This is a genomic window from Paenibacillus sp. FSL H7-0357 (assembly GCF_000758525.1).
Taxonomy (GTDB): domain Bacteria; phylum Bacillota; class Bacilli; order Paenibacillales; family Paenibacillaceae; genus Paenibacillus_AQ.
Genome location: NZ_CP009241.1, coordinates 5,514,574 through 5,536,345, shown reverse-complemented (window position 1 = coordinate 5,536,345; position 21,772 = coordinate 5,514,574). Strand labels below are relative to the sequence as shown.

21 protein-coding genes and 1 riboswitch are annotated in these 21,772 nt (G+C 51.6%); of the genes, 16 read left to right on the top strand and 5 right to left on the bottom strand.

Annotated elements, in window-relative coordinates; translation table 11 throughout:
- Positions 1-42 precede the first annotated feature (42 nt).
- Positions 43-516 carry a general stress protein gene (locus H70357_RS24490; RefSeq protein WP_038595035.1) on the top strand — a complete coding sequence of 158 codons (474 nt, stop codon included), beginning with the start codon at positions 43-45 and terminating at the stop codon, positions 514-516.
- A 31-nt stretch (positions 517-547) separates the two neighbouring features.
- On the opposite strand, the gene H70357_RS24485 is transcribed toward H70357_RS24490, so the two are convergent.
- Positions 548-838, bottom strand: coding sequence for a hypothetical protein (locus H70357_RS24485; protein WP_038595033.1), 291 nt, complete (start codon positions 836-838; stop codon positions 548-550).
- Between the two features lie 308 nt (positions 839-1,146).
- On the opposite strand from H70357_RS24485, the gene H70357_RS24480 reads away from it, so the two are divergent.
- From H70357_RS24480 to H70357_RS24450, 7 genes are all read left to right on the top strand, one after another.
- A complete protein-coding gene (locus tag H70357_RS24480) occupies positions 1,147-1,911 on the top strand; it encodes a DeoR/GlpR family DNA-binding transcription regulator (protein ID WP_038595031.1) in 765 nt (254 codons plus the stop codon).
- Between the two features lie 32 nt (positions 1,912-1,943).
- On the top strand, positions 1,944-2,855 hold the full coding sequence (gene pfkB / locus H70357_RS24475; RefSeq protein WP_038595030.1) for a 1-phosphofructokinase: 912 nt from the start codon (positions 1,944-1,946) through the stop codon (positions 2,853-2,855).
- 36 nt (positions 2,856-2,891) lie between these two features.
- Entirely contained in the window at positions 2,892-4,817 is a 1,926-nt protein-coding gene (locus tag H70357_RS24470) for a PTS fructose transporter subunit IIABC (RefSeq protein ID WP_038595028.1), read from the top strand.
- Positions 4,818-4,958: 141 nt separating this feature from the next.
- A complete protein-coding gene (locus H70357_RS24465; RefSeq protein WP_038595026.1) occupies positions 4,959-5,459 on the top strand; it encodes a Crp/Fnr family transcriptional regulator in 501 nt (166 codons plus the stop codon).
- A gap of 316 nt (positions 5,460-5,775) precedes the next feature.
- Entirely contained in the window at positions 5,776-6,447 is a 672-nt protein-coding gene (locus H70357_RS24460) for a YitT family protein (protein WP_038595024.1), read from the top strand.
- A gap of 495 nt (positions 6,448-6,942) precedes the next feature.
- The gene (locus tag H70357_RS24455) at positions 6,943-7,875 is read left to right on the top strand and encodes a phosphotransferase family protein (RefSeq protein WP_038595022.1); all 933 of its coding nucleotides are present in this window, start codon (positions 6,943-6,945) and stop codon (positions 7,873-7,875) included.
- A gap of 87 nt (positions 7,876-7,962) precedes the next feature.
- A complete protein-coding gene (locus tag H70357_RS24450; RefSeq protein WP_038595020.1) occupies positions 7,963-8,757 on the top strand; it encodes a TIGR00266 family protein in 795 nt (264 codons plus the stop codon).
- A 108-nt stretch (positions 8,758-8,865) separates the two neighbouring features.
- Here H70357_RS24450 and H70357_RS24445 read toward each other — a convergent pair whose 3' ends face one another.
- Positions 8,866-9,660 carry a class I SAM-dependent methyltransferase gene (locus H70357_RS24445; RefSeq protein ID WP_038595018.1) on the bottom strand — a complete coding sequence of 265 codons (795 nt, stop codon included), beginning with the start codon at positions 9,658-9,660 and terminating at the stop codon, positions 8,866-8,868.
- A gap of 118 nt (positions 9,661-9,778) precedes the next feature.
- Between H70357_RS24445 and H70357_RS24440 the strand changes: the two genes are divergently transcribed.
- Positions 9,779-10,480, top strand: a complete 702-nt coding sequence (locus tag H70357_RS24440) for a response regulator transcription factor (protein WP_038595016.1) — start codon at positions 9,779-9,781, stop codon at positions 10,478-10,480.
- The gene (locus H70357_RS24435) at positions 10,477-11,451 is read left to right on the top strand and encodes a sensor histidine kinase (protein ID WP_038595014.1); all 975 of its coding nucleotides are present in this window, start codon (positions 10,477-10,479) and stop codon (positions 11,449-11,451) included. Before H70357_RS24440 ends, H70357_RS24435 begins: the two co-directional genes overlap by 4 nt.
- Here H70357_RS24435 and H70357_RS24430 read toward each other — a convergent pair.
- On the bottom strand, positions 11,441-11,719 hold the full coding sequence (locus H70357_RS24430) for a PQ-loop domain-containing transporter (RefSeq protein ID WP_038595012.1): 279 nt from the start codon (positions 11,717-11,719) through the stop codon (positions 11,441-11,443). The two genes, H70357_RS24435 and H70357_RS24430, sit on opposite strands and share 11 nt — an antisense overlap.
- A 127-nt stretch (positions 11,720-11,846) precedes the next feature.
- Positions 11,847-12,281 carry a MarR family winged helix-turn-helix transcriptional regulator gene (locus H70357_RS24425; protein ID WP_038595010.1) on the bottom strand — a complete coding sequence of 145 codons (435 nt, stop codon included), beginning with the start codon at positions 12,279-12,281 and terminating at the stop codon, positions 11,847-11,849.
- A 248-nt stretch (positions 12,282-12,529) separates the two neighbouring features.
- On the opposite strand from H70357_RS24425, the gene H70357_RS24420 reads away from it, so the two are divergent.
- The 5 genes from H70357_RS24420 (at position 12,530) to metE (ending at position 19,769) form a co-directional block, all read left to right on the top strand.
- Positions 12,530-13,300: an ABC transporter ATP-binding protein gene (locus H70357_RS24420; protein ID WP_038595009.1), complete on the top strand. Its 771-nt coding sequence runs from the start codon at positions 12,530-12,532 to the stop codon at positions 13,298-13,300.
- On the top strand, positions 13,275-15,224 hold the full coding sequence (locus H70357_RS24415; protein WP_038595007.1) for an ABC transporter permease: 1,950 nt from the start codon (positions 13,275-13,277) through the stop codon (positions 15,222-15,224). The genes H70357_RS24420 and H70357_RS24415 overlap by 26 nt, the downstream gene beginning before the upstream one ends.
- Positions 15,225-15,241: 17 nt before the next feature.
- Positions 15,242-15,874: a DedA family protein gene (locus tag H70357_RS24410; RefSeq protein WP_038595005.1), complete on the top strand. Its 633-nt coding sequence runs from the start codon at positions 15,242-15,244 to the stop codon at positions 15,872-15,874.
- A 73-nt stretch (positions 15,875-15,947) separates the two neighbouring features.
- Entirely contained in the window at positions 15,948-16,808 is an 861-nt protein-coding gene (locus H70357_RS24405; protein ID WP_038595003.1) for an undecaprenyl-diphosphate phosphatase, read from the top strand.
- 286 nt (positions 16,809-17,094) lie between these two features.
- Positions 17,095-17,305: riboswitch (cobalamin riboswitch) on the top strand.
- 163 nt (positions 17,306-17,468) lie between these two features.
- Positions 17,469-19,769: a 5-methyltetrahydropteroyltriglutamate--homocysteine S-methyltransferase gene (metE, locus tag H70357_RS24400; RefSeq protein WP_038595001.1), complete on the top strand. Its 2,301-nt coding sequence runs from the start codon at positions 17,469-17,471 to the stop codon at positions 19,767-19,769.
- A 236-nt stretch (positions 19,770-20,005) separates the two neighbouring features.
- On the opposite strand, the gene H70357_RS35450 is transcribed toward metE, so the two are convergent.
- A complete protein-coding gene (locus H70357_RS35450; protein ID WP_076108838.1) occupies positions 20,006-20,158 on the bottom strand; it encodes a DUF1540 domain-containing protein in 153 nt (50 codons plus the stop codon).
- 407 nt (positions 20,159-20,565) lie between these two features.
- Here H70357_RS35450 and H70357_RS24395 point away from each other — a divergent pair, with 407 nt between their 5' ends.
- On the top strand, positions 20,566-21,708 hold the full coding sequence (locus tag H70357_RS24395; RefSeq protein ID WP_052092226.1) for a DUF4349 domain-containing protein: 1,143 nt from the start codon (positions 20,566-20,568) through the stop codon (positions 21,706-21,708).
- The last annotated feature ends 64 nt before the right edge of the window (positions 21,709-21,772 follow it).

Below are 21,772 nucleotides of genomic sequence, written 5' to 3'. Positions count from 1 at the left end.
CAAAGGTGGCGGTTAATATCGCTTAAACAGGAGGGATGTCATATGACTATGCTGGTTGTAGGAATATTCGGGCACCGGAGCGATGCAATACTGGCGATAGAGGCGGTGCAGGAGCTCGGAGTCAAAGCGAAGCAGATATCGGTTGTGACGAAGGAGAAAAATACGCTGGAGGTCATCAGCCACGATACAGGGATTGGCAAGCCCGAAGCCGGGGAAGGCAATGCAGGCTTGTTCGGAACAGCGAGAGGCCTGGGGGTAGGGCTGGATATGTTGTCCGATACGGCGGTGGCAGCGGGGCCTGCAGCGAAGAAGCTGGCTGGAGCTGATCTGGATATCGACGGTCTTGCCGTCAGCCTGATTAGCATCGGAATCCCAAAGGAGGATGCTGAGGCCTATGCCAAACATGCTGACCTCGAGCATATTATTGTGATTGTCACACTTAAGAATGAAGAACCTCGCGGGGAGATAAACGCCATATTTGAAAAGCATCAGGCCATACCGCTTGGGTCTGCCTAATGCGAAAGAACTTATTGCCATGGATTAAGCTTTAACGCGGTGGACGGGATTTCCGTCGGGCCGCTTTTTTTTTTCTGGATTGTATGAATAAAAGCGGGTCGATATTTACCTGGCCTCCGGTTTCCTTGGTCACTTGCTTCGCTTTGACGAGGGCCAAAAATGCGAATACTTCTCCCAAAGCGGTCAGACCGGCAGCGATAATTTCATAATCTTCAGCGCTTAGCTCCGCGGATTCTACCGGATTGCTGGCGCCGGGATTATTATTCAGATTGCTGACACCCATGCGGTTGCGATATCCAAAGTTGTTTTTGTTATTGGCCATTTTCTGTTCACCCGCTTTTCCCCATATGTATTATAAAATATGTAACACCCCGGGCAGATGAAATAGGCGTTCGGGAGGATATTTCAGACAGCCGGCTTTGAGCAGATATGATCAAGAAAAAGGAGCTTTACAGATGATGAAAACGCTGTTATTATCATAAATAAGCAAAAGTAATCACAAACAGTCAATTTCAATCAAAATCGAGCAGTGGAATCTATTCGATCAAAATATGGAGTATAAGGATTATTGTTAATTCAGATCCTAAAGAAGCCGGAAGGTAACGCTGTTCCGTTAAGGAGTGAACCGTCATGCTGTTTGAAGAGGAAAGAAAACGTAGCATCGTGCAGTTTGTCGAGAAGCACACGAGGGGATCGGTGCAGGAGCTTAGCCAGCAGCTTGGCGTATCCGAATCGACGGTCCGCCGTGATCTTAAAGAGCTGGAGGAAGCACGGCTGCTGAAACGGACGCATGGCGGGGCGGTCTCCCTGCAGAGCGTCAACTTTGAAGCGGTCTTTCAGGACAAGGAAGACCGGTTCCTGGAGGAGAAGCTGCGGATCGCCCGCAAAGCGGTGGAGATGATTCAGGACGGCGATGCAATCCTGCTTGACGGAGGAACAACAACCCTGCAGATTGCCAGGGAGCTGAAATCCTTCTCTAATCTTAAGGTCATTACTAACTCTATCATGGCGCTAAACGAGCTGAAGGAGTGCCGTAATATCGAAGTATCCATCACAGGCGGTATGCTTCGTCCGGATACACTCGCTTTTGTGGGACCGATGACGGAGCGGTCACTGGAGATGGTTCGGGTGGATAAGGCGTTTCTCGGTACGAACGGGCTGGATGTGCATGAAGGCATTACCACACCCAATATGCTGGAAGCCGCCACCAAACGCAAAATGATCTCCGTTGCCAAGCAGGTCATCCTGCTGGCCGATCATAGCAAAGTCGGGCAGGTATCCTTTTGCAAGGTGGCGGATCTGCAGGAAATTGATCATTGCATTCTGGACTCGGAAACGCCGGAGAGCTTTATCCGTGAGCTTGAAATGATGGATATGGACTATACATTAGTTTGAAAACTAGAAAACCACAATAATGAGGGATAATCATGATTTATACAGTGACACTTAACCCTTCCATTGACTATATCGTGGAAGTTGACCAGGTAAAGCTTGGCAGCCTGAACCGGATGAAACGTGATTTGAAGCTGCCGGGCGGTAAAGGGATCAACGTCTCGCGTGTTCTGAACCAGTTGAACGTCCAGAACAAGGCAATTGGCTTTCTTGGGGGCTTTACCGGCCGTTATATTGAAGATTGGCTGCATGAAGAAGGCATTGCCAGTGATTTCGTATCCGTCTCGGATGATACCCGGATTAACATCAAGCTCAAAGCCGGAGAGGAGACGGAGATTAACGGAGCGGGTCCGGTGATCCGTGATAACGAAGCTGAGGCGCTGCTTCAGAAGCTTGCTACTTTGCAGGCGGGTGACATCGTTATAATGTCCGGAAGCATTCCTCCTTCGCTGGGTGAGGATTTCTATAACAGGCTGATAGGCGTATGCAAGCAGCACGGGGCCGAATTTGTTATTGATACGACCGGACAAGCATTGCAACAGGCATTGCCTCTGGGACCGCTGCTTGTTAAGCCGAATCATCATGAGCTGGCAGAGTTGTTCGGGGTTCAAATCAGCAGCAAGGAAGATCTTATTACCTACGGGCGTAAGCTGCTGGAGCTCGGGGCGAAGCATGTGCTGGTCTCCATGGCTGGAGAGGGGGCTCTGTTCATTTCAGAGAATAGCCTGTTCCGCGCCAACGCGCCGGCAGGCAAGGTGAAGAATTCGGTAGGTGCGGGGGACTCTATGATTGCTGGTTTTGTTGGCACATTGTCCTTGACAGGAGATGTATTGCAGGCATTCCGTGCAGGAGTAGCTTCCGGCAGCGCAACCGCATTCTCCGATGATCTGGCGGACAGAGAACTTATTGAGCAGCTCAAGCCCTTGATCGAAATTTCGCAGTTGTAAACGGGCAGTTTAAGAAAAAAAGGGGAGTTGAAATAAATGAAAATTACAGACTTGATGATAAAAGAAACGATGATTATGGACCTCAAGGCCACGACCAAGGAAGCGGCGATCGACGAACTGATCGCCAGTCTTGCAGGCAGCGGGCGCATTAATGATCCCGTGCAGTTTAAAGAAATGATCTTACTTCGTGAAGCTCAATCCAGCACCGGCATTGGCGGAGGCATTGCAATGCCACACGCCAAAACCCGGGCCGTCAACGAGGCAACGGTAGTGTTTGCCAAAAGCGCAGCGGGCGTTGATTTTGCCTCACTCGATGAAGAGCCGGCACAGCTGTTCTTTATGATTGCCGCGCCGGAGGGTGCTGGAAATATGCACCTGCGTACACTGGCTTCATTGTCCAGGTTGCTCATTGAAAGCGAATTCATCGAGGCGCTGATGAAAGCTTCCACCCCGGATGAAGTATCCGCTTTGTTCGATGCCAAACAGGCAGAGCAGGAGGCCAAGGCCAAGGAAAAGGACAATGAATCCGAAAGCGTAAAGCAGGCTCCTGAACGCGTAATTACAGGCAACCCGGCTTCTTCAAGCTTCGTCGTTGCGGTTACGGCGTGCCCTACAGGAATCGCCCATACCTTTATGGCTGAGGATGCATTAAAGAAAAAGGCCCTGGAAATGGGCGTCAACATCCGTGTAGAGACAAACGGTTCTGAAGGGGCACAGAATGTGCTGACCGAGGACGAAATCCGCCGGGCCAGCGGTGTTATCATTGCCGCCGACAAAAATGTGGAGATGGCCCGGTTCTCCGGTAAGCCGGTGCTGCAAAGACCGGTAAGCGACGGTATCCGCAAACCCGAAGAGCTGATCACCAAAGCAATGAATGGAGATGCGCCGATATACCGCAGTGAAGGCCGCAGCAGCGGGGATGCCCCAGCAGGGAACTCCTCCAGCATCGGTAGCAAGATCTATAAAGACCTGATGAACGGCATTTCACATATGCTGCCATTCGTAGTCGGCGGGGGGATTCTGCTGGCGATCTCCTTCCTGTTCGAGCAGGTGGCAGGTGTAGATAATCCGCTTGTGAAGCTGCTGCAGACGATCGGCGGGGGAGATGGCGCCTTCCATTTCCTGATTCCGATTCTCGCCGGATTTATCGCACTCAGCATTGGCGACCGCCCGGCACTCATGCCCGGAATGGTCGGCGGTTATATGGCCTTGAACTCCAATGCCGGATTCCTTGGCGGACTTGCCGCAGGTTTCCTGGCAGGGTATGTGGTCATCCTGCTGCGCAAGGTTTTCGCCGGTCTGCCCAAAACCCTGGACGGCTTGAAGCCGATACTGCTCTATCCGGTATTCAGTCTGCTCATTACCGGCGGCATTATGTTCTACCTGTTTGATCCGGTATTCAGCTGGATCAATGAAGGACTTATCAATGGTCTCAACAGTCTGGGCACCAGCAATATGATCATTTTAGGAATTATTCTCGGTGGAATGATGGCGATTGATATGGGCGGTCCCTTCAATAAAGCAGCTTACACTTTTGCCATTGGAGTATTTACGTCCAGCGGCAACACTAACGGACTAATGATGGCTGCCGTTATGGCGGGAGGGATGGTTCCTCCGCTGGCCATTGCGCTGGCAACCACATTCTTTAAGAACAAGTTCACAGAAACGGAACGCAAGTCAGGTGTAACGAATTATGTGCTCGGCTTGTCATTCATTACCGAAGGAGCTATTCCCTTCGCCGCAGCCGATCCGTTGCGTGTCCTGACCAGCTGTATTATTGGTTCAGCTGTAGCTGGCGGACTTACACAGCTGTGGAACATCAACGTCCCGGCTCCGCACGGCGGAATTTTTGTAGCCGCTCTGTCCAGCAACGCTCTGCTGTTCATTCTGGCGGTTCTTATCGGAGCTGTTATCTCCGGTCTGACGCTGGGACTTTGGAAGAAGCCGATTAAGGCTAATTAAGACAGTACAACATCCGTACTGCGGGATTCAGAATTCAACTCTGAGTCCCGCAGTTTTTTTTGCCTGAACGAACTGCATTTTGCAGGCGTATTTCTGTATAATTACAAATATACTTAACGAGAAGATAAAGGAGCGAGCGAGATGATTCTGCACAAAGGGGAGGCTTTGTTCCGCCAGGGAGACAGCTGCCAAAATCTGTACAAGGTAAAGAGCGGGCTGTTTAAGGTGACAAGGCTGCATGAGAACGGGAACATGGTGCTGTTCAACCTGTTGTATCCCGGTGAGACGGTTCCCCATCATTCCCTCATTTCGCCAAAGGAGGCGCATGGAACGGCGGTGGCGATGATGAGAAGCGAGGTGGAGGTCATTCCGGCTGCGGAATGGTACCGCGAGCTGCGCGAGGAGCCGGATAAAGTGATGGAAATCGCTCTGCTGCTCCAGGAGAAGGTTCGTTTTATGCAGACACGCATTGACCACCTTACTGTCGGATCGCCGGGGGAGCGGATGGAGCTGCTGACCCGCTGGCTGAATGAGTACTCATATGGAGCACAGCTGACAGACCTGCTGACACAGGAAGAAATTGGGCAATTGATCGGCGTCCGGCGGGAGACGGTGAACCGTCTGCTGCGAAATCCGGGCTAATTCATGCTTTTTATTGGAAAACTGTTTAGAGTGACTCCTTTGCGTGGTATAATCTAAACAGAACATATCAAACTAAAGAAAGGATCAGGATACCATGTGTCCCCGAAGGACGATTCCCCAAAGGACGATTTGGAAACGTTATGATCTGTCTTATACTTAGCTTCCCTGTAGAATGTGCGCGAACCGTTGTTAATTGACGAAGCCGCCTCTGCGTGGGAAGGGAGTATTGTATGCGAAGGAAGAACTCTTCTGGTTTTACCCCTCGTAGAGGCTGGCGGGACGTCTAAGCCGCCATTTACGATAAGGGGAGACCTGTATGAAGAAACAAGACAGTGGCATGAGGTTGCCGCTACGACTCATTATTATTTTATCCGGAACATTGTTACTTGCATTTACTTATTATCACATCAATTATCAGAATCATTTGACTGAGGGCGGGTTTGTAGGCCTGGCACTGCTCGGCAAATACGTATTAGGAATTTCACCTTCACTATCTACGCTAATCTTAGACATTCCAGTACTCATAATCGCAATGATATTCAAAGGAAAATCGTTCGTGGTGAACACCTTCATCTCCGTAGGAGCCTTCACGGTATTCTATGGTTTGATGGAACGCTATTCCGGATGGGTCATCGACTTGCAGGATAATTTGCCGCTTGCGGCTTTGTTGTCCGGTGTACTGACAGGTCTAGGAGCGGGAATGGTCCTGCGCGGCGGCGGGGCGAGCGGCGGAGACGATATTTTGTCCCTGCTGATCAGTGAATGGAAAGGAATTAAAGTGGGTACGGTATTCATCCTGATGGATGTAATTGTTTTGGCGTTGTCACTCTTCTATATGCCTCTCAAGGAAACCTTGTATACGGTGATGGCCGTGGTTGTAGCCGGCTATGTGATCACCTTTACCACGTCCTTGGGCAGACCGAAGCTGAGCAAGGCGCCGAAGATCCAGCCTGCACGCGTGAAGCCGCAGGATGGTACGGTAATGTGAATAGGGCAAAGTTAGCCCCATGTCATGGGGATCATTATGAGAGGCCAACGGGAACTTACCCGGCTGGCCTCTTGTTTGTGTGGCGAAGTTAACCACCTTCCGGTAAAAAACAATTAAAAAAGTTGATGTCGGGGAATTGTGTTATATAATGGAAACAAATAAAAGAACGGTGGGATCAGCGCTTTGATGATGACTATATTCCTGACAAAAGAAATCGGTTAATCCATTAACTGAATAACGCATGAACTGACCAGGCACAGGTATTCCCGGAGTACTGAGGGATTATTCCGCATGGCCGCAGCTCATGTTTCTTTTGTTATGAACTATAGTCTAGTCTCAAGCTGCCGTATCCATTGCCGCGATAGAGGTCTCTCTATTGCCGGGCACCGTTTGCGTACAGCCGTGGATGAACAATGTTCATTCACGGCTTTTTGCTGTGCCCTGGAGGAGGCAGACCGGGCTTTATTTTACCAATTCAAAGGGAGATGATGAGTAATGAACAGAGTTAAACCAAACGTCACTGCAGAGGAAATCGAAAGGATTTTCAGAAATGACCGGGGAATGCAAGCTGAGAATATCAGTGCGATGGAAGGCGGGAATCTCAGCACTGTCTTCTCATTCAAGGCGGAAGACCAGGAGTATGTTATCCGGTTCAACGAGGCGGAGGATGCCTTCCAAACCGAGTCCTATATTGCAAATCTGCTCACCTCACAGGGAGTACCTTTTCCGAGAGTATTGGGGCTGGGGCTACATAAGGCTTACAGCTATTGTATCTCGGAGCGCGTGACAGGGCATAATCTGGCAGACCTGCAAGCAGAGCAGAGGGCTGCACTGCTTCCCGAGCTGGTTCAAGTCATTACCGGGATGAACGGGGTGAAGCTGGACAGCAGCTCTTCAGGGTATGGTTTCTTAAGCAAGGAAGGCAATGGCATCTATGCCAGCTGGGAGGAGTTCATCCGCTCTTTTTACGGGCAGGAGCAGCAGGAAGGCTTTTGGGAGAATTGGCATGAGCTGTTCACCAGCAGCTGTCTGGAAAAGGATGTGTTTGACGAGTGCTACGCCCGGTTGCTTGCATACAGCAAATATAACGCGCCACACCGCCATTTTGTCCATAATGATTGCCATGAGTGGAACATACTCACAGACGGCCGCCGGATTACCGGAATTATCGACAGTAACAGCATATACGGGGATTTCATGATTGATGTGGCCTCAATGCATGCAATGATACCCGGTGTGGATATGGCACAGGTTATCCACAGGCATTATGAAGAACTGGGAGCACCGGTTGCCCATTTTGAGGAGCGCTTAACAGGTGCCCGCTATTTTAAAGGGCTGGATGCTATGAGGTTTTACGCAAAAATGGGCTGGGACCATGCTTATATGGAGACGCGTGACCGTCTGCTGTCCATACCCTGCAATATTTAACAGAATGCTGAAACCGCTGCTGGAGGGAGCGCGTATATATCTCATTCAAAAACATAGGATTACAAAAACTTTGGGGGGATAACAAGGATGAGTGCTCACGAAATTGATTATGTCATTATGGGCGAGGAAATACAGTGTGTGGAGGTGCAGCTTGATCCCGGAGAGAGCGTAATCGCTGAAGCTGGGAGTTTCATGATGATGGACCCGGAGATTACGATGGAGACGATCTTTGGCGACGGATCAGGATCTGGACGGACAAATGGTCTGGTAGGCAAGCTGATGGGTGCAGGCAAACGCCTGTTGACCGGAGAAAGCCTGTTTATGACGATCTTCACGCACAGCGGGGGTTATGGCCGGAAGAGTGTTACCTTTGCGGCTCCATACCCGGGCAAGATTATCCCGCTTGATCTTCAGCAATACCATGGTAAAATCATCTGCCAGAAGGACGCGTTCCTCTGTGCAGCGAAGGGTGTTTCGGTGGGAATTGAATTCCAGCGCAAGCTGGGCGCAGGCTTCTTCGGCGGTGAAGGATTCATTATGCAAAAGCTGGAGGGAGACGGACTCTCCTTCGTCCATTCCGGGGGCTATGTGCTGGAACGGACGCTGCAGCCTGGGGAGACAATCAAGATCGACACCGGCTGTCTTGTGGCCATGACTTCGTCTGTGGATTATGATATCGAATTTGTCAAAGGTGTTAAGACCGCGCTGTTTGGCGGGGAAGGATTGTTCTTTGCTACCCTGCGCGGGCCGGGCAAGGTATGGGTACAGTCGCTGCCGTTCAGCCGGATGGCGGACCGCATTCTGTCGGCAGCCGGCAACACCGGCCGCAAGGAAGAAGGAAGCGTCCTTGGGGGCCTTGGCAATCTGCTGGATGGCAGATAGGATTGCCAGAGACAAGAATTAGAATTGCCGCTTTTCCACTTCGCGGGTACAGCGTGATTAGAGAAACAGCCGTCTTCACCGGATTACCCGGGAAGGCGGCTGTTTGTGTTATTTTACGGCCAGAATAATATTAGTATGTATCCCTTCAGTAAAGACTCCTTTGGGGTCAAGAAGCAATAACCTCTCTTCCAGCTCTCTCTCGAATAGAGGTGCCCGGTCGCCGAGAAACCGCTTCGAACCAAAGGAGGTGGAATACAGATTCCCCAGTATGGCTTCTATAGTCCACTGATATTCATACATTGGCAGCCGGTGAGTTTCAAGGCGGAAGCTGGATCCGGCTACGATATCCGTGTGACTTTTGAGCGGATGAGAATAGGTCGTATTGCCAGCCTTCCGCTCCTCGCCATACCATTTGCGCACGATCCGGTCCACTTCGTTCTGCCAAGGCAGGGGCGCTTGATCAGGCTTATATTGATCCACAATAGCGACCCCGCCTCCCGGAGCAACCCGGTTGTAGAGCAGTTCGAGCACCAGGTCCCTGTCCATCCAGTGAAAAGCCTTGGCTATAGTGACCAGACGGTACACGGGAAATGTGGCCAGAGCCAAATATTCTTCCGCTTTTCCCGCAACCCATTCCGTATTAAGCGCTCTCATTTCCTTGCTGATCCGCATTGCCTCATTGATCATTTCCTGTTCGTAGTCGAGTCCGGTCACGCGCTGAACCCAATCGGCAAAACGCAAGGCAAGCTGCCCGGTTCCACAGCCCAAATCCAGCAGTTCGCCTTCCCCGTCCAGCCCAAAGCGGTTCACAAGGAATCTCACCAGCCCGGAAGGATAGAGCGGACGATACTTCGCGTAATAACCTGCCGATCCTTTGAAAAGATCCTGACCATAATCTATCATGCCTCTCATCAGCTCCTTTGACTGAAAATTATAACCTATATTTGACTAGCCTGCAGTGACTGTATATATTATTGGGCAAACCCCTTAGCTTCACTAGGGCATAAACCGGAGGCCTGATATGTTCAAAATATTTATCATTGAGGATGACCGGGGGCTGGTGGCGCTGCTCCAGGAATATTTACATAGGTTCGGCTATGGAACACAGGCGGTGAACGATTTTGAAGCGGTTCGGACCGAGTTTGAGCAGTATGCGCCGCATCTCGTACTGCTGGATGTTAATCTGCCTAAATTTGACGGTTATTACTGGTGCCGCCAGATCCGCGGAATCTCGACCTGTCCGATTCTTTTCATCTCCGCCCGCGACGGCAAAATGGATCAGGTGATGGCGCTGGAGAACGGAGCGGATGATTACATTACGAAGCCGTTTGATTATGAAATTGCCATGGCCAAAATCAAAAGCCATCTGCGCCGTGCTTACGGCTCCTATGCTGTGGGAGCGAACGAGCGCAGTCTGGCGGTGTCAGGACTGACGCTGGATGTGGAACGTCTGGTGCTGTCGCGCGGCAATGCCAAAGTCGACCTCAGCCATACGGAAGCGAAAATTCTCGACGAGCTGATGAAAAAAACAGGCACCATCGTGACCCGCGACCGGCTGCTGGAGAAAATCTGGGATGACCAGGCGTTTGTTGATGACAATACGCTGAATGTCTATGTCACCCGTGTGCGCAAAAAGCTGGCGGCGATGGGTATTCAGGACGGGCTGCAGACCGTACGCGGGCAAGGATACCGGTTAAGCGACAACTGGGGGGAAGTGACGTGAAGCTATTTTTGCGGGAACAGACGCCGTTAATCGTGATCTACCTTGCCCAGCTTATGATCATTACCCTGGTGTACCGGCTGGACGGAGGAAGCGGTGTGAATGTCAGTCTGTACGCCGGGCTGCTCAGCACCTTTTTGCTGCTGGCCTATCTGGCATACCGTTATTTCTCCAACCGGTCATTCTATGAGCGGCTGGAGAGCCTGCCTTCATCGCTGGATGAATCGGGAGGGCCCGCACAGGGCTCTCCGCTCGCGGAAAGCCTGCGCAAGCTGCTGGCACAGCAGTTCCGGCTCTACCAGAATGATTTGCACAGCTACCGCCACAAGCTGGAGGAGCATATTCATTTCATCAACCAGTGGGTGCACGCTATGAAGACTCCGCTCTCGGTGATACACTTGATTATTCAGGATAAAGACGGTCCCCCGTTTACGGCCATTGGCGATGAGCTGGACCGGCTGAAAAAAGGGCTGGATACGGTGCTCTATACCGCAAGACTGGATACGTTCGAGCATGATTTCTATGTAGAGCAGCTGGAGCTGGCGGACATCGTGCGCGGTGTGACCTCAGAACAAAAACGGCTGTTCATCCGCAAACGGGTGTTTCCGGCGATAGCGATGGACAGCGGCATAACCATCACCTCTGACGAGAAATGGCTGACGTTTGTGCTGACACAGCTGATAACCAATGCCTTGCGCTATACGGTAGAGGAGGGGCGTGTAGTTCATTTTCGCGGATATCTTCAGGAGAAGGGCAGGGCGGTGCTGGAAGTCCGCGACGAAGGAGTCGGCATCCCGCCGGGGGATTTACCGCGCGTCTTCGATGCTTATTTTACCGGTGTGAACGGCCGCAGCTTTCAGGAATCCACGGGGATGGGCCTCTATTTGGTGAAGCAGATCTGCAGCAAGCTGGGGCATGAGGTGGAAATTTCCTCTGAGGTGGGCAAGGGTACGGCAGTGCGGATTATTTTCTGAGCCGGGGCTGAAACCGCAGGATCAGAATAACGACAGCCGATACTACTATTAAAGACATGGTGTATGTGATGAAAAAAGCAAGTCCCACGCCCGTCAACACCAAGTTGACAGCATAAGCCTCCATTAAACCAATCCCCAGCAGCATCAATAAGTAGGACTTCAGGTTTAAGTCCGCAACCGATTTTGTCTTGAGAATTTGGATGATTTGCGGTAGCCAGCCGAGGGAAAGAATGACACCGCCGATCAGCTGCATAAGCGAAAAGAGCATGAGAGCACCTCACAGTTCCTTTTTGTACGTTGTATGCGCCGCGGGCGGAATGGGTTCTTTTCACCCCAAAAAAACCGCCGCCTCTGGGATGAGGCAGCGGGTCGTTCAGGAAGCCAGGCTTACGCCATCATTGCTGTTTCAGACGCAGCAACTGCTCCAGCAGCTCCTGCACCCTGGTGTCAGGGAACGACTGGGCCAGAACCTCGTTAACGGTCACCCGGGCCCGGTCCAGCTTGTCTTGCCCTATAGCAGTAAGCGAGGTATAGATGCTTCTGCGGTCATCATCACAGGTCTTTCTTTGGAGCGCGTTGCAGCCTTTGGCTTCAAAACGGCTGACCAGTCTGGAGACGGCGCTCTGGCTTAACCCGACCATCGACTCCAGTTGCTGCAGCTTCAGCTTCTTCTCCGGGGCTTCGGAGAGAAACAGCAGCAGATAGAATTCTTTTAGAGACAATTGGTAGTTCTCCTGAAGTTTGGTTTCTAACTCATTTGCTACATTCATTTGTATATGGGTCAATGACAACCAGCTGGTTATCAGTTCATTGGCAAGAGTATCCTTCATCGCATATCACAATTCCTCTCCCGGCTATATACCGACTCATGAAATTAAATATTCAACTATTATAGCATCATACGCCCGTGGTTTGATAGATACAGAGGAATCGGCTGCAGCGTACCGGAATTCTGTCAACTCTATTCTGCTTACAATAATGTAAGGTGACTGTAAGTTTCAGAAATAGCAGCTGTAGTTTACAGTTTGTATAATGAAGTCAATCCAAAACGATCAGGCGAACGAAGGAGCGGAAGCACTTGCCCATATTAGACGTCCATAATTTATCCAAAATATATGAGGGCAAGGTATCGATTCATGCGCTGAACCATATTCGTTTTGCCGTGGAGAAGGGTGAGTTTGTAGGTATTATGGGACCTTCAGGCAGTGGGAAAACAACACTGCTCAACGTGATCGCCACGATCGACGAGCCTACCTCAGGCGAGGTAATGATTAACGGCGGAAATCCGAATGCGCTCGGGCGCAAGGACAAAGCGCTCTTCCGGCGGAAGGAGCTGGGTTTCGTCTTTCAGCATTTCAATCTGCTTGATACGCTTACCGTAGAAGAAAATATCGTGCTGCCGCTGACGCTCACCGGGGTGCCGCTTCCGGAAATGGAACACAGGCTGCAAGAGGTGGCTGAGCGACTGTCCATCGGTCCGCTTTTTCATAAACGGACGTATGAAATCTCCGGCGGGCAGATGCAGCGGGTAGCGATTGCCCGGGCAATGATTCACCGGCCGGCGCTGATTCTGGCCGATGAGCCTACGGGCAGCCTGGACTCCAAAACAGCGGCCGAAGTGATGAGCCTGCTGGCTGAAGTCAATGAAGCGGAAGGGTCCACGGTGCTGATGGTCACCCATGACGCAGTGGCGGCGAGCTTTTGCCACCGGGTCATCTTTATCAAGGACGGACGTTTCTACAGCGAGATGTACCGGGGCAGCAGCAGGCCGGCTTTCTTCCAGAATATCATCGACATGCTGTCGCTGCTGGGAGGAGCAAGCCATGACCTTTCGGCAGTTCGCTTATAGAAATGTAACGCGGAATAAGCGTAAATACGCCGCTTATTTTGTCAGCAGCGCATTTTCCGTAATGATCTTTTTTCTCTGCGCACTGTTTATATTTCATCCGGCGATTTCGGGTGATATGATCCTGGATACGGCGGCTGACACCATGATGGTGGCTGAGGGAATCATCTTTGTATTTTGTTCACTGTTCGTGCTGGTGTCCGTAGGGTCTTTTCTGCAGTCCCGTAAGCTGGAATTCGGCATCCTGCTGATGCACGGCATGACGAAGCGGCAGCTGAACCTGATGGTCTTTTTGGAGAATATGATGATCGGCAGCTCCGCCATTCTCACCGGCACTTTGCTCGGTCTGCTGCTGGGCAAGCTGTTCCTGATGATTGGGGCGGGGTTCCTGGGCATTGGCCCGCTGGAATTTTATCTTTCCTGGCACGCGCCGGTACTGACGATTTGCAGCTTTGCTCTGCTGTTCATGCTGATCTCGTTAAGTACCTTTGCCTTTATCGGGAACGAGTCGGCGAGAGGTTTGTTTCAGCGCGGACGCAAAGGAGACAAGGAGCCGCGGGTGTCTGCCTTACTGGCGTTCACTTCTGGCTTGCTGCTGCTTGGAGGCTATGTTCTGGCCGCTACCACGACCGCAGCATCGGTGGAGAGAGTGATGTTTCCGGTAGTGGCGATTACGGTCGCCGGCACTTACTTGTTCTATACACAGCTTAGTCTATATGTGGTTAGGATAATGAGGAAAGTCCGGCGGTTTTATTGGCATAAGACAAACATTATTACGCTCTCGGGCTTAACCTACCGCTGGAAAGACAACGGGCGGATGTTTTTTATGGTGACGATTGTTTCGGCGGTATCCTTCACCTCTGTCGGGGTATTTGCTTCTATTCATACACTCTCCAAAGAGCTGAAGCTGGACTATCCGGCAGCGGTCGGTTATGTGGCCAAGGGCAATGAGGCCGGGTCCGCTGCGGAAGAGGATTTAAGCGGGATAAAAGCGGAACTGGAGCGGTTGAATCTTCCCTATCGCTCGCTGGAGATCCAAATCAAATATGCGGAAGTAGAGTCTCAGACCGGTCCTGACCGTACAGAGCGTTTGCCGCTGATGGCTTACAGTGATTACAAACAGGCGCTCCAGCAAGCCGGATTTACCTCCCGTGAGCAGCCGCTCATGGGGAACGAAGGTCTGGTCATGATCGGTTCCCAGCGTGACCGCAGCCTGACCTCTGATCGGGTTCATGCCCTCTATAAGCTGAAGCAGGGAGTAGATATTCAGGAGATCGGATATACGGAGCATGTGCCGATTGCTGAATATCTGCTGCCGGAGCTGGACGGGAGGGATGGCGGTGATTTCAGCGGAGTTGTCGTCAGTGACAGCTTGTTCTCCGCCATTGATCCCGTGCAAAGCGATTTGTATACCGGGTTCTATATGGACCCATTCCAACAGACGGTTGGCATTGCTTCGGGACTTGCGGACAAAGGCAAAGTGTCCTACGAGAGTAAATCCCCTTATGCCGTTGTGGTCAGCGGCACGTTGTTCGAAATTCAGCAGACACTATACAGTACGATGCTGTTCGCTTCACTTTTGGTCGGCACAGTTTTTTTTATCGCCGCAGGCAGCTTTTTGTACTTCCGGTTGTACATGGATCTTGACCATGACCGGCTGCAGTATTCGACCTTGTCCAAAATGGGCCTGACCGACCAGGAACTGGACCGGACTGTGACCCTGCAATTGTCCCTAATGTTCTTTGTTCCGGTGGGGCTGGCCATCCTGCATAGCTTGTTCGCCTTTATTGCGCTGCAGCGGCTGTTCTATCTGTCCATCGCTGCCGAAACGGGCGCGGTGCTTATCGGCTACCTGGCTGCGCAGGGGTTATACTTCTTCCTTATCCGCAGCCGTTATTTGCGCAATCTCAAAAAAAATCTCATCTGAACGCGGAGGAGCACGATATGAAAACATGGATTACCGATTTTATGGAACAGTTCGGCTATCTGGGCATTTTTCTGATGCTGGCCCTGGAAAATATTTTTCCGCCTATTCCCTCGGAGGTAATCCTTCCGTTCGGCGGTTTCATGACAACCACTTCCGGGATGACCATCCCCGGCGTGCTGGTCGCCTCAACGGCCGGCTCGCTGCTGGGAGCGCTTGTGCTGTACTGGATCGGCCGGATGCTTGACGTGAACAGACTGGAGCGGATTGTGGACCGCTGGGGCGGACTGCTCCGGATCAGCGGAAAAGATATCCGCAAAGCGGATGCCTGGTTCGACAAATACGGCTACTGGACGGTATTATTCTGCCGGATGATTCCGCTGGTGCGGAGTCTGATCTCCATTCCTGCCGGAATGTCGGGGATGAAATTCGGATTATTCATGCTGTTTACGACGATCGGGACGCTCGGCTGGAATGTGCTGCTTATTCTGCTGGGTGCTGCGCTGGGAGAATCCTGGGAGGATATTGGCGTGTACATGGAAGCTTACTCGAGTGTCGTCTACGTATTGATTGCTGTGGGAGTTGTTGTGGGTGGTGTGCTCTATTTCCGCAAACGCCAGTCCGGTAGAAAACCGGTAGATACCACAGATTAATTAAATTCACAGGTTTCGCAGAACTATTTAAAGCCTCGCATAGGGTGAGGTCAACAAAAAGGAGGGGATCAATATGGAGCTGCTGACTATCATGAAAGCCATCATTCTGGGAATTGTAGAAGGATTAACTGAATTTGCTCCGGTATCCTCGACCGGCCATATGGTAATCGTGGATGATATGTGGCTGAAATCCCAGGAATTTCTCGGAAAATATGCGGCGAACACGTTCAAAGTAGTCATCCAGCTGGGTTCGATCCTGGCGGTAGTGATCATTTTCCGCAACCGGTTCATCGACCTGCTGGGTCTCAAGCGGTTTAGCCGCAAGGAGCTGACGGCGGTGCCGGAAGGACAACCTCCGGTGGAGACGGAAGGCCGGCTGAAGCTGGCGCAGGTCATTGTAGGACTTATCCCTGCAGGAATCCTCGGTTTTCTGTTCGAGGATTACATCGATGAGCATTTATTCTCGACGTCGACGGTGTTGATCGGTCTGGTCATTGGTGCAATATTCATGATTTTTGCCGACCGGTTCGCCCCCAAAAAAATCAAGACAGAGAGTGTTGACCAAATTACATATAGACAGGCGCTATCGGTAGGTTTGATCCAATGCTTGTCGCTCTGGCCCGGCTTTTCACGCTCCGGATCGACCATCTCAGGTGGTGTGCTGCTGGGTATGAGCCACCGTGCGGCTGCCGATTTTACCTTTATTATGGCGGTGCCGATTATGGCGGGTGCGAGTCTGATTTCACTGGTCAAGAACTGGCAGTATTTTACGATAGATGCCCTGCCGTTTTTTATTGCCGGGTTCATTAGTGCCTTCCTGTTCGCGCTGCTCTCTATGAAGTTTTTCCTGAAGCTGATCAACCGGATCAAGCTCATGCCGTTTGCGATTTACCGTCTCGTTCTTGCCGGGGTAGTCTACCTCGTCTGGTTCTAAAAGATAGGCTGAAACAGTCCGTTAACTGCTATCATTTATCGAAAAGGAACCGGGAGTACCTCCTTGCTAAGGACGGTGCAGCCGGTTCTTTTTGCTGTATACCAAACGTTCTGCCGAAGCTGCTTCTTGAAGAGAGGCTGTGAGGGAATGTGCGGCAGAATCGCCGCAAAATGAGCCTGCACGGCGCCAGCTATAGGGAATGTGTATAACGGGAATACCCATAAATCTGTTGCGGATAAGGTATCGGATTCAGTATGATGGCATCAGATTACGGGATGAATACAATTTGCAAATATCGGAGACAGGCGCCAGCCGGAGTATCAGAAAGGCCCGGAGGCTTAATAGGGAAATTCGGTGACAAGCCGATGCGGTCCCGCCACTGTAACGGAAGAGTTCATAGCAGCCCATGTCACTGGCCATCTCTACTTCGCCGGGAAGACTTGCTGATGGATGCCGACGCCGCTAGCCAGGAGACCTGCCTGTCTCAACAGCACTGCAGTACCTACGGAAGATAGGGAGGTGTTAAGACGTTACCCATTGGCAGCCCATGGGCGTCTTTCCCTGCGGACTGGTTAGGGGAAGACGCTCTTTATTATCGATACCGACTGAGATCATTAACTAAAGCTTAAGGCATTTACTATAGACAAGGGAGTGACTGTAATGACAAACAACATCAAGACGAGCAGCCTCGGTTATCCGAGAATCGGAAAGAACCGGGAGTGGAAAAAGACGCTGGAGGCTTACTGGAGCGGCAAAATCAATGAAGAAGCCTTCCGCGCGGAAATGGCCGGGATTCAGCTTCAGCACCTCAAGACACAGCAGCAGGCCGGGATCGCACTGATTCCTGTCAATGATTTCACCTTTTATGACCATGTGCTGGATACCGCTGCTATGTTTGGCATTGTTCCTCCGCGATATGCCTACGATGGCGGAGACATTCCGCTCGATCTGTACTTCGCCATGGCGCGCGGCAATTCGGCCGCCCCTGCCTGCGAGATGACCAAATGGTTCAATACGAATTACCATTATATCGTGCCGGAAATCGGCGGGCAGACTCCCCGCCTGATTGAGAACAAACCGCTCGCTGCCTACCGTTTCGCCAAAGAGCAGGCGGGTATTGAAGGCAAGCCGGTTATAGTCGGACTCTATACCTTCCTGAAGCTCTCCAAGGGGTTCGCTGCCGATCAAATTGCAGAGGTTGCTGCCCGTTTCCTGCCGGTGTATGTGCAGCTGCTGCAGGAGCTGCAGCAGGAAGGCGTGGCTTGGGTACAGATCGACGAACCGGCTATCGTAACCGGCTTAACCGCGGAAGAAGTTGAACTGCTGGGAACTATCTACAGAGAGATCGCTGCAGCAGTGCCCGGACTTCATGTCTTGCTGCAGACTTACTTTGAAGCCGCAGAGCCGCTGGAAGCGCTGCTGGAGTTGCCTGTGCAGGGTATCGGACTGGACTTTGTCCATGACGGCGGGGCTAATCTGGCCTCGATCCGGCGTCTGGGCTGGCCAGAGGACAAATGGCTGGGAGCGGGCATTATCGACGGGCGCAATATTTGGCGCTCCGATCTGGATGCCAAGCTTGAGCTGGTCCGTGCGCTGAAGTCCCATGTGCCGGACGAACGGCTGATCCTCCAGCCATCCTCCAGTCTGCTGCATGTGCCGGTAACTGTTCAAGGCGAGGACAAGTTAAAGCCTGCGGTACGGCAGGCGTTGGCCTTCGCCGATGAGAAGCTGGCGGAGCTGAGTCTGATTGCAGCAGCGGCGGGCGAGGATGGGCAGGTCTATGCCGCAGCGCTCGCTGAGAGCCGCGAGGCGCTGAAAGTGTTCCGCGCCCTGCCGGAACGCGGGCGCCAGGATGTGGCTGAGCAGGTGAGCAGCCTGGATAAGCTGCCGGACAGCCGCAGCTTGCCTTTCGCGGAACGCGTGAAGGTGCAGCAGCAGAAGTGGCAGCTGCCGCTGCTGCCGACAACGACGATCGGCAGCTTCCCGCAGACGCCTGAAGTGCGCCAGGCCCGGCTCAAATGGCGCAAGGGTGTCTGGAATCAGGAGCGCTATGACGGATTTATCCGCCAGCAAATTGCAGATGCGATTACTTTTCAAGAGGAGCTCGGGCTGGATGTGCTCGTGCACGGTGAATTTGAGCGGACGGATATGGTTGAATTCTTCGGCGAGAAGCTGGCAGGGTACCTCTTTACTAAAGGGGGCTGGGTCCAATCCTACGGTTCACGTTGTGTGAAGCCGCCGGTCATTTATGCCGATGTTGCGTTTACCGGCCCTATGACCGTGAAGGAAAGTCTGTACGCCCAGTCGCTCACCAGTCTTCCGGTAAAAGGGATGCTGACCGGTCCGGTGACCATTCTGAACTGGTCGTTTGTCCGTGATGATCTCAGCCGTGAAGAGGTGGCTAACCAGATCGCCCTTGCCCTGCGGTATGAGGTTCAGGCGCTTGAGGAAGCGGGAATCGAGATGATTCAGGTGGATGAACCGGCGATCCGTGAAGGCCTGCCGTTAAAGGCTGAAGATCATGAGCATTATTTGAACTGGGCGGTAAGATCTTTCCGTATCGCTACCAACTCTGTGAAGGCGACCACGCAGATCCATACGCATATGTGCTACAGTGAGTTCAATGACATGATCGGATCGATCTCGGCGATGGATGCCGATGTAATCTCCATCGAGACCTCGCGCAGCCATGGGGAGCTGATCGTCAGCTTTGAAGAACAGGAGTATGACAAGGGAATCGGTCTTGGTGTGTATGATATTCATAGTCCGCGTGTACCGAAGGTAGAGGAAATGACACAGGCTATTGAGCGGGCGCTGCGTGTGCTTGATGCCGGACAGTTCTGGATTAATCCGGACTGCGGCCTGAAGACACGGGGCTGGGAAGAAACCGGAGCGGCGCTGCGCAACATGGTGCAGGCTGCCGTGATTGTCAGAGAGAAGAGCGGAGCGGTCAGCCGCTGATACGTCCATTATACCGGGTGCACATTTTCCCAGTGATCCGTAGGGGGGCTGAATATCCCGAGGAAGTCCAGCTAGGGTCGGCATATATACTGTAAAAACCAATCCGGGGTATTCCACCCCGGATTGGTTTTTTGCGGCGATCTTTTTTAGCATAAACACTTGATAATAATTCTCATTCTTGATAGAATGGGAAACAGAAAAGAAGGAACCGTGGAGGGTCCCTTCTAAGTCTACCCTTATTTACTTTCGAAAGTTTTGCAGTCTGTTTCTTCAGACTGTGTAGGCTCTTTGGAGCTGTGATAAGCAACAAAAATGGACTCAGCGTTGCATTTGTTCTCTTCTGCCCAATAGGTGCAAGAGTTCACTGCGCACAATACGTCTTTTGCCATGAGGGTTCACCTCCCCTTATAGTGGATTGGCAACATGATTAGAACGTTGTGATTTGTCCTGTTCAGCAAGGTGGAGCTTGTCCGAACAGAACCCTGCCCTTATTCCTTGTGAATAGAGGGTTTTTGGTGTTTCGTGTCTTTTCAGACACGATTATTGTAGCAAATAAAGCCTCATTTCGCAAACAGGATCATTCAGCATTCGAATGATCCTGTTTGCGATGTAAACGGTGTTATTTTTGGGAATAAACATCAAAAAAGGTCCGGAATTCTCTAATCTCCTGCAACCTTCCAGCTTTTGGAACGTCAAAATAAATAACGCGGAAGAGACTCAGAGATCAAAGGGCCTTTCGCCGGGGTAGTTTATATAGAAGAAGCTGAAATTCCACTACACTTTTGGAGGAATGAGAATGCGAAAATGGGGTCTGCATTACTTTTTATCTTTATTGGTTCTAACAGTTGTGCTGGCAGGCTGCGGTTCAGGCGACGACAGCAACTCGGCTGCTGATCAACTCAGTGCGAACACCTTCTCTGAGGGAGGGGCGGCAGATTCAGTACCTGCGGCTGCTTCGGTTCAATCAAAGGATTCTTCGGCGGAGTCTGCTACAGTAACAGCAGGCGGACAGGATCAGAAAACCGATGCGAACAAGACCGGTACAGCCAAGAATCTTGGTACAGAACAGGGTGCTGAACAACCTTCCGGATTTACCGGGAGCGATGTTGCAGCCGGACTGAACAAGAAGCTGATCTACCGGGCCAACCTCAATATGGAGGTAAAGGACTATGCCTCAGCGCAAAGTGATGTACGTAACATGATTACTTTGGCCGGCGGCTATATTATTGAATTCTCGGAGAATATGTCTGAATACGAGAAGGGCGGGACCTTTATTCTGAAGGTGCCGGCTTCCGGATTCTCGTCTTTTCTGGATAATCTGGAGAAGATCAAGAATGAGAACATTCAGCAAAGCATTACAGGGCAGGATGTCTCAGAGGAATATGTTGATCTGGAATCACGTCTTAAGGCTAAGCAGCTGATGGAGAACCAGTATATCGAGTTTATGAAAAAAGCAACCAAATCGGCCGACCTGGTCGCTTTCGCTAACCAGCTTGGAGCGATTCAGGAGGAAATCGAACAGATTAAAGGCAGAATGCGTTATATTGATCAAAATGTCTCCTTCTCCACCGTGGAGCTCCGCCTCTATCAGACGGACGAAAGTCTTGCCGTTACGCAGAAGAAAGAGCAGGGTCCGCTGTTAGAGCGGGCATCGGATGCACTCAAGAGCAGCCTGAACGCTTTGTCCATTATGTTCCAGTGGCTGGTTGTTTTCCTTGCAGCGGCACTTCCGGTGCTCCTTATAGGCGGAGTGGTTACAGCGATTGTCCTCTGGTACCGGAGAAAATCCAAGGAGCGTGAGAAGACGCATATGGAGCGGATCGGCCAGATCAACCGGGAGCAGAACAGGGAGAATCTGAACCGCAGCAGCACAGAGCCTGCGCCGGAGAATAGAACTGCCCCCGAGGAAGATGGCGGTGAACCGGAGAATAAAGGATAAAGAATGAGCACCCTGTATGGGATGATAAGTTTTTTTGGAGCTTGGTTGTAATTCTCTTTTGAAA

Excerpts from the sequence above, each read along its gene's own strand:
- H70357_RS24450 (WP_038595020.1), top strand. The coding sequence starts at position 7,963 with ATGAGTGCTCACGAAATTGATTATGTCATTATGGGCGAGGAAATACAG.
- H70357_RS24415 (WP_038595007.1), top strand. The coding sequence starts at position 13,275 with ATGACCTTTCGGCAGTTCGCTTATAGAAATGTAACGCGGAATAAGCGT.
- H70357_RS24455 (WP_038595022.1), top strand. The coding sequence starts at position 6,943 with ATGAACAGAGTTAAACCAAACGTCACTGCAGAGGAAATCGAAAGGATT.
- H70357_RS24470 (WP_038595028.1), top strand. The coding sequence starts at position 2,892 with ATGAAAATTACAGACTTGATGATAAAAGAAACGATGATTATGGACCTC.
- H70357_RS24490 (WP_038595035.1), top strand. The coding sequence starts at position 43 with ATGACTATGCTGGTTGTAGGAATATTCGGGCACCGGAGCGATGCAATA.
- H70357_RS24480 (WP_038595031.1), top strand. The coding sequence starts at position 1,147 with ATGCTGTTTGAAGAGGAAAGAAAACGTAGCATCGTGCAGTTTGTCGAG.
- H70357_RS24395 (WP_052092226.1), top strand. The coding sequence starts at position 20,566 with ATGCGAAAATGGGGTCTGCATTACTTTTTATCTTTATTGGTTCTAACA.
- H70357_RS24485 (WP_038595033.1), bottom strand. The coding sequence starts at position 838 with ATGGCCAATAACAAAAACAACTTTGGATATCGCAACCGCATGGGTGTC.
- metE (WP_038595001.1), top strand. The coding sequence starts at position 17,469 with ATGACAAACAACATCAAGACGAGCAGCCTCGGTTATCCGAGAATCGGA.
- H70357_RS24405 (WP_038595003.1), top strand. The coding sequence starts at position 15,948 with ATGGAGCTGCTGACTATCATGAAAGCCATCATTCTGGGAATTGTAGAA.
- H70357_RS24445 (WP_038595018.1), bottom strand. The coding sequence starts at position 9,660 with ATGATAGATTATGGTCAGGATCTTTTCAAAGGATCGGCAGGTTATTAC.
- pfkB (WP_038595030.1), top strand. The coding sequence starts at position 1,944 with ATGATTTATACAGTGACACTTAACCCTTCCATTGACTATATCGTGGAA.
- H70357_RS24425 (WP_038595010.1), bottom strand. The coding sequence starts at position 12,281 with ATGAAGGATACTCTTGCCAATGAACTGATAACCAGCTGGTTGTCATTG.
- H70357_RS24460 (WP_038595024.1), top strand. The coding sequence starts at position 5,776 with ATGAAGAAACAAGACAGTGGCATGAGGTTGCCGCTACGACTCATTATT.
- H70357_RS24410 (WP_038595005.1), top strand. The coding sequence starts at position 15,242 with ATGAAAACATGGATTACCGATTTTATGGAACAGTTCGGCTATCTGGGC.
- H70357_RS24465 (WP_038595026.1), top strand. The coding sequence starts at position 4,959 with ATGATTCTGCACAAAGGGGAGGCTTTGTTCCGCCAGGGAGACAGCTGC.
- H70357_RS24430 (WP_038595012.1), bottom strand. The coding sequence starts at position 11,719 with ATGCTCTTTTCGCTTATGCAGCTGATCGGCGGTGTCATTCTTTCCCTC.
- H70357_RS35450 (WP_076108838.1), bottom strand. The coding sequence starts at position 20,158 with ATGGCAAAAGACGTATTGTGCGCAGTGAACTCTTGCACCTATTGGGCA.
- H70357_RS24440 (WP_038595016.1), top strand. The coding sequence starts at position 9,779 with ATGTTCAAAATATTTATCATTGAGGATGACCGGGGGCTGGTGGCGCTG.